Origin of the sequence: Micromonospora sp. NPDC003816 (assembly GCF_042874705.1) — a bacterium.
Classification (GTDB): Bacteria; Actinomycetota; Actinomycetes; order Mycobacteriales; family Micromonosporaceae; genus Micromonospora.
In genome coordinates this window covers 386,736-398,765 of sequence record NZ_JBIANP010000003.1, presented here as the reverse complement: position 1 = coordinate 398,765, position 12,030 = coordinate 386,736, and the positions used below count along the sequence as shown (strand labels likewise).

Below are 12,030 nucleotides of genomic sequence, written 5' to 3'. Positions count from 1 at the left end.
GTCCCGAGCACGTCGATCCGGAGGTCCGGCCGTCAGGTGGTGGTGGCGGGGCGGCCGACGGCCCGTAGCTCCGAGAGCGCCGACGCGAAACCGTGCAGCATGTCCGTGGCCTCGGTCAGCCGCGCCGCGGAAGGGTGCTCGCTGTTCGGCCGGTACTCCTCGGCCAGATACCCGGCGGCGGCCACCACCAGCCGCTCGTACGCCCCCACACCGGCGTCCAACTGCCCGGTCAGCGCCTCGTGCGCCTCGGCCAGCGCGGGACGCGCGTCGGGTGGCGCGAGGCGTACCGCACGTTCCACGCTCGCCACCCGGGTCGCCAGCTCGCGCAGCGACTGCTCGGCCGCGGTGGCCTCGGCGACGGCGGGTTCGGCGAAGCCGGTCAGCCGGCCGCCCATGGACGCCAGGGTCGACGCCGCCCGGTCCAGCCGTTCCCACGGCTGGGCCGCGCTGGTGCCCCGGAGGGCGCCACGGGACCGGGCGCGGCGTACCTCGGCCACCACGCCGGCACCGACCGGGAGTCGTTCCACGGCCGCGACCAGGCGGGCCCGACTGCGGGCGGCGGCCTGGGCGGGGTCGAGCGCGGGTGGCGCGGGCTGGGCGGCCAGTGCCCGCAGGTCCACCCAACGCCAGGCGGCCAGGGCGGTGGAGGCGCCTGCGGCGGCGGCCCAGGCGGCGTCGGCGAGGCCGATACCGGCGTACGGGGTCAGGATGACGGTGGCACCGCCGAGCCCACCGGCCAGTACGCTCCACCGGCGGGCGGAGCGGCGAAGCTTGCCCAGCCGGCGGAAGTAGCGGGTGCGCTCGTCTGTTGCCACCGTCGCCTCCTTGACGCCTCGGTTCAGCCGGCGGCGCTGGCGTCGCCGGGGTTGCGATCCCGGTTCATGCTGGCGCGCAGCTCGTCGAGGCGGGCCACACCGGGGTCGTTGGTCTGCGCGGCGGGCTGCTGGCCACCGACGGCGTCCCGGTCGGCGGTGCCGCCGAGCTGCTCACCGGCCATGCTGGCGCGGATCTGGTCGAGTCGGGCCGACCCGGCCACGTCCAGCGTAGCCTTCTGGATCTCCAGCATCCGGCCCTCGGCCGAGTTGCCGGCCAGCTCGGCGCGGCCCATCGCGGTGGAGTAGCGGCGTTCGATGCGGTCGCGGACCTCGTCCAGGCTGGGCGTGCTGCCGGGAGCGGTGAGCGCCGACATGGACTCCAGCGAGGAGGCCACCGTCTCCTGCATCTTGGCCTGTTCGAGCTGGCTGAGCAGCTTGGCCCGCTCGGCGAGCTTCTGCTGGAGGATCATCGAGTTGTTCTCGACCGCCCGGCGGGCCTGGCCGGCGGCGGCGAGCGCCTGGTCGTGCAGGGTCTTGAGGTCCTCGGCGGCCTGCTCCGAGGAGACGAGCTGGCTGGCGAGCGTCTGCGCGGACTGCTCGTAGCGTCCGGCCTCGGTCTCGTCGCCCTTCGCCCGGGCCTGGTCGGCGAGGACCAGCGCCTGCCGGGCGTTGCTCTGCAACCGCTCGACGTCCGACATCTGCCGGGAGAGCTTCATCTCCAGTTGCCGCTGGTTGCCGATCACCGCGGCGGCCTGCTGCACGAGCGCCTGGTGTTGCCGGTGCGCCTCGTCGATCGCCTGCTGGAGCTGCACCTTGGGATCGGCGTGCTCGTCGATTCGGGCGCCGAAGAGCGCCATCAGGTACTTCCACCCCTTGACGAACGGGTTCGCCATCTCCGCCGTATCCCCTCAGTCACGTTCGCTGCGCCAACCGCCATGTCCGGCCGGCCCAGCTCGGCCACCGGCGATGGTGGGTCCATCGTCCCCGCCGAGCGCCAGCACGGCATCCGTACCGGCGCGAGGGGGACGCTGCGATCAACCCTACGCGGCGGTCGCCACCTCGACCATCGGCCGGCGGCTCACGCGGTGTGGAACACGCTCAGGCGGCGCAGACCACGTCCCGCTCGGTGCGCTCGGCGGAGCGGACCCGGGTGCTGCGCAGGGTCGCCTTGAGCGGGGACTCCTGGCGCACCGCGACCGCGACGGAGCCGTCCGAGCTGACCTGGCGGACCGGTCGACCGGTGGACTTGTGCACCGCCGTCGCGCCGACCGGAGTCGCCTCGGCCGGCTCGTCCTGCACCGGCACCAGCACGCCCGGCAGCTGCTCGGCGAGGGCGACGGTGTCGCTGACCTCGCGCAACAGCTCGGACAGACGGGCGCCGAGGGCGTCGCAGATCGCGGCGAGCAGTTCGCTTGAGGGTTCCTTCTGGCCGCGTTCGATCTCGGACAGGTAGCCCAGGCTGACGTTGGCGGCGGAAGAGACCTCGCGCAGCGTGCGGTGCTGCCCCTGCCGGCGCGCCCGTAGTGCGTCACCGATCACCCGGCGTAGCAGGACCATCGCACCTCCCCTGAGGGACACAGTTCGCCCGGCCGCCGGCCCGGTGGTGCGCACCGGCTCCGACTGTCGGAGCTTTCCCGCAACCGTACCCGTTGCGGGCCGCCGCGACATCCCGCCCCGCCCTCCTAGCTTGCGGCAGCGGCGTCCTTCTGCACGTGGGCGGTGACCATCCGCAGCGCCTCGGTGACGGTTTCGCCCCGAATGTGGTCCCGGCTGCCGTCCAGGTGGAGTTCGCGGACCTCGCTGCCGTGCGGGCCGGCGACCGCCACGTAGACCAACCCGACCGGCTTGCCGTCCTGCGGCTCCGGGCCGGCGACGCCGGTGGTGGCCAGGCCCCAGTCGGCGCCGCAGCGCCGCCGTCCGCCCTCGGCCAGGGCGGCGGCCACGTCGCCGTCCACCGGGCCGCGCGCCGCCAGCAGATCCGCCGGTACGTCGGCGAGCTGTTCCTTCAGCTCGGTCGCGTACACCACCAGCCCGCCCCGGTAGACCGCGCTCGCCCCGGCGACCTCCACGATCGTGGCGGCCAGCAGTCCACCGGTCAGCGACTCGACGGTGGCGAGGGTCTCCCGCCGCTCGGTGAGGCGGTGCACCACACCGGCCGCCGCGCTGCCCATCTGTCCTTCGCCCTCTGTGACACCCACGCCCTGCATCCTTCCCGACGAGCGGGCGGTCTACCCGCCGCACCGCCGGGCGACCGATCAGCGGATACGGCGCAGCCGCAGAGCCTGGGCGACGTAGTCGAACCCGGTGACCACCGTCACCGCGACCGCCGCCGCCATGATCCACGGGCCGACCACGGCCAGACCGTCGGGCATCGGCCAGAGATACCAGGTGATGGCGAGGATCTGGAGCGCCGTCTTGACCTTGCCGCCCCGGCTCGCCGCGATCACCCCGCGCCGGATCACCCAGAAGCGCAGCGCGGTGATGCCCAGTTCGCGGGCGAGGATGACCGCCGTCACCCACCAGGGCAGTTGGCCGTACCAGGAGAGCAGCAGCAGGGCGGCACCGGTGAGCGCCTTGTCCGCGATCGGGTCGGCCACCTTGCCGAACGCGGTGACCAGCGAGAACCGGCGGGCGATCCAGCCGTCGACCAGGTCCGTCGCCGAGGCCACCACGAAGATCACGCAGGCGATGGTCTGCCACCCGGCGTGCGTCATGCCGGAGACCGCCACGCAGGCGGCGAAGACCGGCACGAGCAGCAGCCGCAGCGCGGTCAGCGCGTTGGCGGCGTTGACCACCGGGACCACCCGGGCCACCACGGGAAGCGGCGTGGACTCCGTCGCCTCGGTCATCGGCCCGCTCTCCGGCAGCACACCTGGTCGCTCCCCCGCTTCCTCCTGGCCGGCGGTCACCGTGTCGCGCCGGGCGCCGCCGAGATCATCTCATCGGGTACGGCGACCAGGTCGACGCCCTCGGTGTCGGTGACGGTGGCCCGGACCAGGTCACCGGGGCGCAGCGCGGCCAGGTCGACCCCGCCGCCGTCCGGGGCGACCAGGGTGGTGGAGCCGTCCACCTCGGGAGCCTGGTGCGCGGCCCGCCCCTCGACCACGCCGCCGTCGACCGAGTCCACGAGCACCTCGACCGTGGCGCCGAGGCGGTCCTCGGCGCGCTGCGAGCACAGCTCGTCGGCGAGGGCGCTGAGCTTGTCGTACCGGCGCTTGATGGTGGCGGCGGAGACCTTGCCGGGCAGTCCGGCGGCCTCGGTGCCGTCCTCGTCGCTGTAGTCGAAGACCCCGATCGCGTCGAGCCGGGCCTCGGTGAGGAAACGGACCAGTTCCTCGTAGTCGGCGCGGGTCTCGCCGGGGAAGCCGACGATGAAGTTGCTCCGCGCCCCGGCCTCCGGCGCCAGGGCACGGGCCGAGGCCAGCAGGTCCAGGAAGCGGTCGGTGGAGCCGAAACGCCGCATCCGGCGCAACACGGGCTCGCTGGAGTGCTGGAACGACAGGTCGAAGTAGGGTGCCACGCCGGGCGTGGTGGCGATCGCCTCGACCAGGCCGGGCCGGGTCTCGGCCGGCTGGAGGTAGCTGACGCGTACCCGGACGATGCCGTCGATCACCGCGAGCTGCGGCAGCAGCTTCTCCAACGCGCGGGGGTCGCCCAGGTCCTTGCCGTACGAGGTGGAGTTCTCGCTGACCAGCACCAGCTCCCGGACACCGCTCTTGGCCAGCCACTCGGCCTCGGCGAGCAGCTCGTCCGGCGTACGCGAGACGAACGCGCCCCGGAACGCCGGGATCGCGCAGAACGTGCACCGCCGGTCGCAGCCGCTGGCCAGCTTGAGCGAGGCCACCGGACCGCTGTCCAGGCGGCGACGCAGCACCGGACGCAGGTGCGCCGGGGTGTGCTCGTCCACCTCGGCCACCGTGCCGTGGCCGGGCAGCGACACCGCGCTGTCCCGCCGGGCGACCGGGGTCAGCGGCAGCAGCTCCCGCCGGTCGCGGGGGGTGTGCGCGGCGAACTCCCGCCCGGCCACGACCGCGTCCAGCCGGGACGCGATGTCCGGGTAGTCGTCGAAGCTGAGCACCGCCTGCGCCTCGGGGAGGCTGTCGGCCAGCTCCCGGCCGTACCGCTCGGCCATGCAGCCGGCCGCGACCACCTTGGCGCCGGTGTCGGCGGCGGCCAGCAGCGTCTGGATCGAGTCCTGCTTGGCCTTCTCCACGAAACCGCAGGTGTTGACCACCACCACGTCGGCGCCCTCGCCGTCGGTGGTCACCTGCCAGCCGTCGGCGTGCAGGCGGGCGGCCAGCTCCTCCGAGTCGACCTCGTTACGGGCACAGCCCAGGGTCAGCAGGGCGACCCGGCGGCCGTCGGCGGGCTGCTCCGGGTCGCGGGGCGACGCCGGACGCACCGCCTGGGAGTCGTCGACAGGAGAGGTGGCAGACACCATCCGAGGGTACCGGGCCACCGGGCACCGGCCGACAGCCCGGCCGGACCCCGACCGACCGGAGGCGGACGGGTCGTGCGCGCTCGGGCCGACCGGGCAGGGCGCGCGGCGGCCGACCGGGCACGGTGGGGCCGGACGTCAGGCGGCCGGGGCGAGGACCGAGACCAGGCGGTCGAGCAGGAACACCTCGGTGCCGGCCAGGCCGACCGAGCAGAAGACCGAGATCTGGTCCGCGTCGGCGCGGCCGGGTGCCGTGCCGGCCAGCACCGCGCCCAGGTCGCGCAGGCGGGCGGCGTACGGCGGCTGGGCGGCGAGCATCGGCGGGACGTACGCGCCCGCCTGCTCCGGGGAGTCGCTGGCCAGCACGGCTGCGGCGTCGAGGAGGTCGGTGCCGAACTCGGCCCGGTCGGACTGCTTGAAGCCGACCGCGTTGACGTGCGTACCCGGGGAGACGTCGGCGGCGGTCAGCACCGGCGTGGTGGACGTGGTGGCCAGCACCACCACGTCCCGGTCCCGGGTGGCCCGGCGCACGGTGTCCACCGCGCGGGCCGGGACGCCGAGTTCGGCGCGGACCCGGGCGGCGAACGCCTCCCGGCGGGCCGCCGAGCGGCTGTGCACGGTCACCTCGCGCAGCGGTCGTACCGCGGCGGCGGCCCACACCTGGGCCCAGGCCATCCGGCCGGCACCGATCACGCCGACCGTGGCGGCGCCCGGACGGGCCAGCGCGTCCACCGCGACCCCACCTATCGCGCCGGTCCGCCGCGAGCCCAACTCCTCCCCCACCGCCACCGCCCGCACCACCCCGCTACGCCCGTCGTGCAGCACCACCACCTGCTCGGCACCCGGGTGCCCGAAGGTGTCGTACGACCGGTAGCCGTACCACTCGTCGCGCAGGTGCCCGGCGGTCAGCACCATCCGGCCCCCGCCCAGCGGCGCGGCGGCCCGGGGCGGGGCCACCAGTCGTCCCTCGTACGCGGCGAGCAGGGCGTGGCGCATCGCGTCCACGGTGGTCGCGGCGTCCAGCGCGGCGGCGACCTCCGGATCGGTGATGAGGACCGTCATGCCTGCCATCGTGCAAGTTGAAGTCACCTTGAGGTCCACCTCCGGTGAGCGTTCTCACCCGGGCCGTCCGCCGCGTCCGGTGCTACGGTCGGTCGCGACGGCCCGCGTGGCCGTCCCGGACGAGTCGTGGGCGTACCCGGTGAGCCAAGACGCCCCGCGTGATGGACCCGACTCGTCCCGGCGCCCCGGTGGCCCGGGCGGCCCCGAAGAGGTGACCCGATGGCCTGGATCGCACTGGTGATCTCCGGACTTCTCGAGACGGCGTGGGCGATCGCCCTGGACCGCAGTGCCGGCTTCACCCGACCCGTCCCCTCCGCGGTCTTCGCGGTGACGCTGGTGCTCAGCATGGGCGGCCTGGCGTACGCGCTGCGCGAGATCCCGGTCGGGACCGGCTACGCGGTGTGGGTCGGCATCGGCGCGACCGGCACCGCCCTGGTCGGCATGCTCGTCCTGGGCGAGTCGGCCAGCCTGCCCCGACTGCTCTGTCTGCTGCTGATCGTGGCCGGTGTGGTGGGGCTCAAGATCTATCACTGATCCGTGTCCGGGGTGCTGTTTGGACGGCACGCCGGTATGGGTACTGGCCGATCAACGACGAGTTGACCACCGGAGGAGATCATGGCCAACATGCACGCAGGCACCCGCCCGCGCACCAACGCCGCCCGCATCTGCACGATCGCGGGCTTCGTCTTCGCCGGCCTCGCGCTGTTCCTGTTCCCGCTGCTGTTCGGCCTGGTCGCCGTCGGGCTCGGGGTCGCCGGCGCGGTGCAGGGCGACAAGCCGCTCGGCTGGTACGCCGCCGGGGCCGGCGTGGCCGCGATCCTGCTCAACCTGGTCCTCGCGGCAGCCCTCGCGAGCTGACCCGCGACACCGCAGACGAGGAAGGGCCCGCCGGACGTCCGGCGGGCCCTTCCTCGTGTACGGGTCGGTCCGGTGTGACGGCGCCGACCGATCGGCCAGGAGCCACCGAGGTCAGCCCTCCGTGCCCCGCAGGCCGTCCAGGACCTCGTCCAGCTCGTCCGGCTTGATCAGCACCTCGCGGGCCTTGGAACCCTCGGAGGGGCCGACCACGCCCCGGGTCTCCATCAGGTCCATCAGGCGACCCGCCTTGGCGAACCCGACCCGCAGCTTGCGCTGGAGCATCGAGGTCGAGCCGAACTGAGACGTGACCACCAGCTCGACCGCCTGCACCAGCAGGTCCAGGTCGTCGCCGATGTCCTCGTCGATCTTCTTCTTGTTCTCCTGGGCGGGGGCCAGCACGTCGGAACGGAACTCCGGCTCGCGCTGGTCCTTGCAGAACTTGACCACGTCGCCGATCTCGCGCTCGGTGACCCAGGCGCCCTGGATCCGCACCGGCTTCGACGCGCCCATCGGCAGGAACAGGCCGTCACCGCGCCCGAGCAGCTTCTCCGCGCCGGGCTGGTCCAGGATGACCCGCGAGTCGGCCAGCGACGAGGTGGCGAACGCCAGCCGGGACGGCACGTTGGCCTTGATCAGACCGGTCACCACGTCGACCGAGGGCCGTTGGGTGGCCAGCACCAGGTGGATCCCGGCGGCCCGGGCGAGCTGCGTGATCCGGACGACCGAGTCCTCCACGTCACGCGGTGCGACCATCATCAGGTCGGCCAACTCGTCCACGATCACCAGCAGGTACGGGTACGGGCGCATCTCCCGTTCACTGCCCGGCGGCGCCTTGATCTCGCCGTTGCGGACCTTGCGGTTGAAGTCGTCGATGTGCCGGACCCCGTTGGCCGCCAGGTCGTCGTAGCGCATGTCCATCTCGCGGACCACCCACTCCAGCGAGTCGGCGGCCTTCTTCGCGTTGGTCACGATCGGGGTGACCAGGTGCGGGATGCCCTCGTAGCCGGTCAGCTCGACCCGCTTCGGGTCGATCAGCAGCAGCCGCACCTCGTCCGGCGTGGCCCGGGTCAGGATGGACATCAGCAGGGAGTTGAGGCAACTGGACTTCCCGGCGCCGGTGGCGCCTGCGATCAGGATGTGCGGCATCTTGGCCAGGTTGGCCACCACGAACCCGCCCTCGATGTCCTTGCCGAGGGCCACCACCATCGGGTGGTGGTCGCTGGTGGCCGCCCGCGACCGCAGCACGTCACCGAGCGCCACGTTCTCCGGGTCGGTGTTCGGGATCTCCACACCGACCGCGCTCTTGCCCGGGATCGGGCTGAGGATCCGCACGTCCGGCGACTTCACCGCGTACGCGATGTTGCGGGAGAGCTGGGTGATCCGTTCGACCTTGACGCCGTGGCCCAGCTCGACCTCGTACCGGGTCACCGTCGGGCCCCGGGTGAATCCGGTGACCGCCGCGTCCACGTCGAACTGGTCGAAGACCCCGGTCAGCGCCGCGATCACCTCGTCGTTGGCCTTGCTGCGGCTCTTCGGCGCGGCTCCGGTGCTCAGCATGTTCGCCGGCGGCAGCGTGTAGTCCCCGGCCATCCCGGTCAACGCGAGCTGCTCGGCCCGGGTCGGCGCGGGCGAGTGCTCCGGCGGCTCGGCCGGCTTGCGGCTGGCCGGCACCCGGGACGGTGCCTTGCGCGGCAGGACCACGGTCTCCTGGAGGTCCACCCCGTCCAGGTCCTCGAAGTCGTCCGGATCGATCGGCGGAGGAGTCCGCTTCGCCGGCCGTCGCCGGGACGGCGCGGCGGGCGTCTCCGCCTCGGCCTCGTCCTCCTCCTCGGTGCGGCCGATCACCGCCCCGGCCAGCAGGCCGAGCCGCTCGGGCACCTTGTTGATCGGCGTCGCGGTCACCACCAACAGCCCGAACACCAGCAGCAGGAGCAGCAGCGGCACCGCCACCCAGGCGGTGACCGCGCGCTCCAGCAGGCTGCCGACGCCCGCGCCGACCAGGCCACCGGCGAAGTCCCGCTCGGTCGGGTCGGACGGCTGCTGACCGATGTGCAGCATCGCGGCGGTGGCGACCAGCATGGAGCCCCAGCCGATCACGCCGCGTCCCCGGTGCTCGGGATCGCCGGGTTGCCGCATCAGCCGCCAGGCGCCGATGCCGAGCAGCACCGGCACCACGATGGAGATGGCACCGAGGAACAACCGGATCGTGTCGGCGAGTTGGGCACCCAGCGGGCCGGCCCCGGAGAACCACAGTGCACCGGCGGTGAGCAGGGCGAGGCCGATCACCAGCAGGCCGGCGCCGTCGCGGCGGTGCTCCGGGTCGATGTCGGCGGCGGAGGCGGCCTGACGGCCGGTGGCGCGTACCGCCCACCCGACGCTGTGCGCCAGGCCCATCCACACCGCACGGACCGCCCGGCCGACGTACGCCGCCGGGCCCGGCCCCCGGGCCGTGGTGCGACGCCGGACCGGCGCCCGGGTCTTCTTCGCCGGTTGGCGCGCACGACTGTTGTTCGTGCCACCGCGCGGCGACGCGCCGCGTCGGCGACTCGCCTGAGAGGTACGGCCCGCCATAGCATCACCGTAACGGCGGGCCCCGGGATACGCCGGTCTTACTGGTCGCGTCCGCGTGTCGCAGCGCGGCCACCGCCGCGTGCCGTGATATTCGCCCCATGGAAGGGTGCCCGATGGCGTCGCCGGAGTTCGAGGACGGACCGTTGGCCGGCCATCCGTCGGCACTGCGGCCGTTGACGCACGACCTCGTCACGGCCGTGTTGGCGCACCGGGGCCACCCCGTCACCGCCGACGGGGGTGCGCTGGTCGGCCGGTGGGCCGAGGGCCACGTCTGGTTCCTGCGCGCCGGGGACGACGGCGAGATCCTCCAGGTACGCATCGTGGCCACGCCCGCCTTCGGCCTCGACGAGGTGCCCCGGTTGCACGAGTTCTGCAACACCTGGAACCACGACCTGTTCTGGCCCAAGGCGTTCGTCCACGTCGACGACGCCGGACGGGCCCGGGTCTGCGGCGAGGTGATCACCGACCTGGAACGCGGCGTCACCCCGCACCAGCTCGACCGGCTGCTCGACCGGGGCATCTCCACCGGCCGCCGGCTGGCCGCCGAGGTGGGCCGGCTCGTCGGGTCGGAGCGGCCGTGACCGGCTGGCCGACCGGTCCCGGACGTGGCCGCCAGCGCAGCCGGACCACCGCGCCGGTCCCCGGCGAACGGCCCGCCGACGCGTTGCACGTCGCCCGGGACATGCCGGACGGCGAAGCGCGCATCGCCGAGGTGGAACGCGTCGCCGTCCGCGCCGAGGCGGCCGGTGACCCCGCCACCGCCCGGGCCGCCTGGTCCGAACTGGTCGAGACGCACCTGCGCGGCGGCGAGCGGTGGCGGCTCTTCGAGCCCGTCCGGCGCTGCCTCGACGCCGCCGCCCGCGCCCGGTCCACCCCCGGCGGCCCCGACGACGACACGCTGCGCCGCTACCGCCGGTACGCCGCCGAAGCCCTGCTCGGCACCCCGCGCATCGGCCTCGACCAGGCCGCCCACCTCCTCGACACCGACACGGGCCCGGGGGTGACGGCGGACCGGGACGACGCGGTGGTGGCGCAGGTGCGCTGCCGGATCGCCGACCATCTCGGCGACGAGCCCGCCGCCCGGCACTGGCTGCGCCGGTGGCAGGCCGCGCCCGCCGACCCGGCCGCCGGATGTCCCGACTGCCTGCCGGTACGCCAGGCCGAACTGCTCGCCGGCTGGGGCGACTGGACGGAGGCGCTCACCGCCGTCGCGTCCGTGCTGGACGGTCCGGACGGCTGCACCGCCCAGCCCGAAGCGGCCCTGACCGGGGCACTGCTGCCCTGGCTGCGGGCCGGCGAGACGCACCGGGCGGCCCGCGCCCACGTCCGGGCGTACCGGCGGCACCGGGTCGAGCCCGACGGGTTCGGCCACCTCGCCACGCACCTGCGCTTCTGTGCCCTCGGCGGGCACCTCGGGCAGGGGCTGGCGATCCTGGTCGCGCAGTTGCCCCGGCTGGACCAGCCGCACGACGACCGGTCGGTGATGGAGTTCACCGCCGCCGGCGCGCTGGTCTGCGCCCGCGCCGCCGCCGACGGCGACCGCCCGGTGCACCGGCCGGCATACCGGGGACGGCCGGCGGCGCAGGTCACGGTGAGCGCGCTCGGTGCCGAGCTGCTCGCCGTCGCCACCGCGCTCGCCGGCAGTTTCGACGCCCGCAACGGCACCGGCCACCAGTCCGGCCGGATCGCCGCCTGGCTGGCCGAACGCCCGCTGGCCGAGCCGGTGCCGCTGCCGGGTGAGGACGAGATCGAGCCGGACGACGAGCCCTGGCCCGGCGACCCGACGCCGACCGGCAGCGGGACCGGGGCCGAGGTCAGGACGGACGACGCCGCCGGTCAGACGGCGGACGAGGTCGGTGCACTGACCGTACGGATGATCACCGAGGCGTTGGACCGGCGGGGCGACGGGTACGCCCTGGACCCGACCGGCACCGTGCTCGGGCGCTGGGGCGACGCGGTGATCCAGTTCCGGCGGGCCGGGGAGCGCGGCGAGATCCTGCACGCCCGGGTGGTCGCCGGTCGTCGGCTGCCGGCCGCCCGTCGGGCCGAGGCGTACGCGTTCTGCAACGGGTGGAACCGGGACCGGCTGCTGCCCAGCGCGTACGTGCACGATCCGGGCGAGGGTGAACTGGTGCTGGCCGGCGAGGTGACCACCGACCTGGCGTACGGGGTGGCCCCGGCACAGGTCACGGTCCTCGTCGACGCGGCGGTCCGCACGGGCGTCGCGTACGCGGAGGCGGTCGCCGCGCTGCCCTGAGCGGACATGCGCCGGCCCGGCCGGACGGG

General features: G+C 74.3%; 12 protein-coding genes and 1 riboswitch. Of the genes, 4 read left to right on the top strand and 8 right to left on the bottom strand.

Annotated features, from left to right (window positions below):
- Positions 1 to 32 precede the first annotated feature (32 nt).
- From ACFYTT_RS12725 to ACFYTT_RS12695, 7 genes are all read right to left on the bottom strand, one after another.
- Positions 33 to 815 (bottom strand): hypothetical protein, encoded by a 783-nt coding sequence (locus ACFYTT_RS12725; protein ID WP_176093017.1) that lies wholly within the window; start codon positions 813 to 815, stop codon positions 33 to 35.
- Positions 816 to 838: 23 nt separating this feature from the next.
- On the bottom strand, positions 839 to 1,708 hold the full coding sequence (locus ACFYTT_RS12720) for a PspA/IM30 family protein (protein ID WP_131057729.1): 870 nt from the start codon (positions 1,706 to 1,708) through the stop codon (positions 839 to 841).
- Between the two features lie 205 nt (positions 1,709 to 1,913).
- A complete protein-coding gene (locus ACFYTT_RS12715; protein WP_131057730.1) occupies positions 1,914 to 2,372 on the bottom strand; it encodes a helix-turn-helix domain-containing protein in 459 nt (152 codons plus the stop codon).
- Positions 2,373 to 2,497: 125 nt separating this feature from the next.
- Complete coding sequence (locus tag ACFYTT_RS12710; RefSeq protein WP_387258999.1) at positions 2,498 to 3,022, bottom strand: CinA family protein; 525 nt, start codon at positions 3,020 to 3,022, stop codon at positions 2,498 to 2,500.
- Between the two features lie 48 nt (positions 3,023 to 3,070).
- Entirely contained in the window at positions 3,071 to 3,664 is a 594-nt protein-coding gene (gene pgsA, locus ACFYTT_RS12705; RefSeq protein WP_131057602.1) for a CDP-diacylglycerol--glycerol-3-phosphate 3-phosphatidyltransferase, read from the bottom strand.
- 56 nt (positions 3,665 to 3,720) lie between these two features.
- The gene (gene rimO, locus ACFYTT_RS12700; RefSeq protein ID WP_236146047.1) at positions 3,721 to 5,256 is read right to left on the bottom strand and encodes a 30S ribosomal protein S12 methylthiotransferase RimO; all 1,536 of its coding nucleotides are present in this window, start codon (positions 5,254 to 5,256) and stop codon (positions 3,721 to 3,723) included.
- Positions 5,257 to 5,391: 135 nt separating this feature from the next.
- Positions 5,392 to 6,315, bottom strand: a complete 924-nt coding sequence (locus tag ACFYTT_RS12695; RefSeq protein WP_387258997.1) for an ornithine cyclodeaminase family protein — start codon at positions 6,313 to 6,315, stop codon at positions 5,392 to 5,394.
- Between the two features lie 93 nt (positions 6,316 to 6,408).
- Positions 6,409 to 6,474: riboswitch (guanidine-III (ykkC-III) riboswitch) on the top strand.
- 60 nt (positions 6,475 to 6,534) lie between these two features.
- Here ACFYTT_RS12695 and ACFYTT_RS12690 point away from each other — a divergent pair.
- Together ACFYTT_RS12690 and ACFYTT_RS12685 are read left to right on the top strand one after the other, a co-directional pair.
- Positions 6,535 to 6,849, top strand: coding sequence for a multidrug efflux SMR transporter (locus tag ACFYTT_RS12690; RefSeq protein WP_131057162.1), 315 nt, complete (start codon positions 6,535 to 6,537; stop codon positions 6,847 to 6,849).
- 90 nt (positions 6,850 to 6,939) lie between these two features.
- Complete coding sequence (locus tag ACFYTT_RS12685) at positions 6,940 to 7,173, top strand: hypothetical protein (protein WP_343232793.1); 234 nt, start codon at positions 6,940 to 6,942, stop codon at positions 7,171 to 7,173.
- 111 nt (positions 7,174 to 7,284) lie between these two features.
- Here the strand turns inward: ACFYTT_RS12685 and ACFYTT_RS12680 are convergent, their stop codons facing one another.
- Positions 7,285 to 9,744, bottom strand: coding sequence for a DNA translocase FtsK 4TM domain-containing protein (locus ACFYTT_RS12680; protein WP_387258995.1), 2,460 nt, complete (start codon positions 9,742 to 9,744; stop codon positions 7,285 to 7,287).
- 113 nt (positions 9,745 to 9,857) lie between these two features.
- On the opposite strand from ACFYTT_RS12680, the gene ACFYTT_RS12675 reads away from it, so the two are divergent.
- Both ACFYTT_RS12675 and ACFYTT_RS12670 read left to right on the top strand, forming a co-directional pair.
- Positions 9,858 to 10,325 (top strand): YbjN domain-containing protein, encoded by a 468-nt coding sequence (locus tag ACFYTT_RS12675; protein WP_131057877.1) that lies wholly within the window; start codon positions 9,858 to 9,860, stop codon positions 10,323 to 10,325.
- Positions 10,322 to 12,001 carry a YbjN domain-containing protein gene (locus ACFYTT_RS12670; RefSeq protein WP_387258993.1) on the top strand — a complete coding sequence of 560 codons (1,680 nt, stop codon included), beginning with the start codon at positions 10,322 to 10,324 and terminating at the stop codon, positions 11,999 to 12,001. Before ACFYTT_RS12675 ends, ACFYTT_RS12670 begins: the two co-directional genes overlap by 4 nt.
- Positions 12,002 to 12,030: the final 29 nt, after the last annotated feature.

Coding starts and splice junctions, on each gene's coding strand:
- ACFYTT_RS12720 (WP_131057729.1), bottom strand. CDS start 1,708: ATGGCGAACCCGTTCGTCAAGGGGTGGAAGTACCTGATGGCGCTCTTC.
- ACFYTT_RS12715 (WP_131057730.1), bottom strand. CDS start 2,372: ATGGTCCTGCTACGCCGGGTGATCGGTGACGCACTACGGGCGCGCCGG.
- ACFYTT_RS12710 (WP_387258999.1), bottom strand. CDS start 3,022: ATGCAGGGCGTGGGTGTCACAGAGGGCGAAGGACAGATGGGCAGCGCG.
- pgsA (WP_131057602.1), bottom strand. CDS start 3,664: ATGACCGAGGCGACGGAGTCCACGCCGCTTCCCGTGGTGGCCCGGGTG.
- rimO (WP_236146047.1), bottom strand. CDS start 5,256: ATGGTGTCTGCCACCTCTCCTGTCGACGACTCCCAGGCGGTGCGTCCG.
- ACFYTT_RS12695 (WP_387258997.1), bottom strand. CDS start 6,315: ATGACGGTCCTCATCACCGATCCGGAGGTCGCCGCCGCGCTGGACGCC.
- ACFYTT_RS12690 (WP_131057162.1), top strand. CDS start 6,535: ATGGCCTGGATCGCACTGGTGATCTCCGGACTTCTCGAGACGGCGTGG.
- ACFYTT_RS12685 (WP_343232793.1), top strand. CDS start 6,940: ATGCACGCAGGCACCCGCCCGCGCACCAACGCCGCCCGCATCTGCACG.
- ACFYTT_RS12680 (WP_387258995.1), bottom strand. CDS start 9,744: ATGGCGGGCCGTACCTCTCAGGCGAGTCGCCGACGCGGCGCGTCGCCG.
- ACFYTT_RS12675 (WP_131057877.1), top strand. CDS start 9,858: ATGGCGTCGCCGGAGTTCGAGGACGGACCGTTGGCCGGCCATCCGTCG.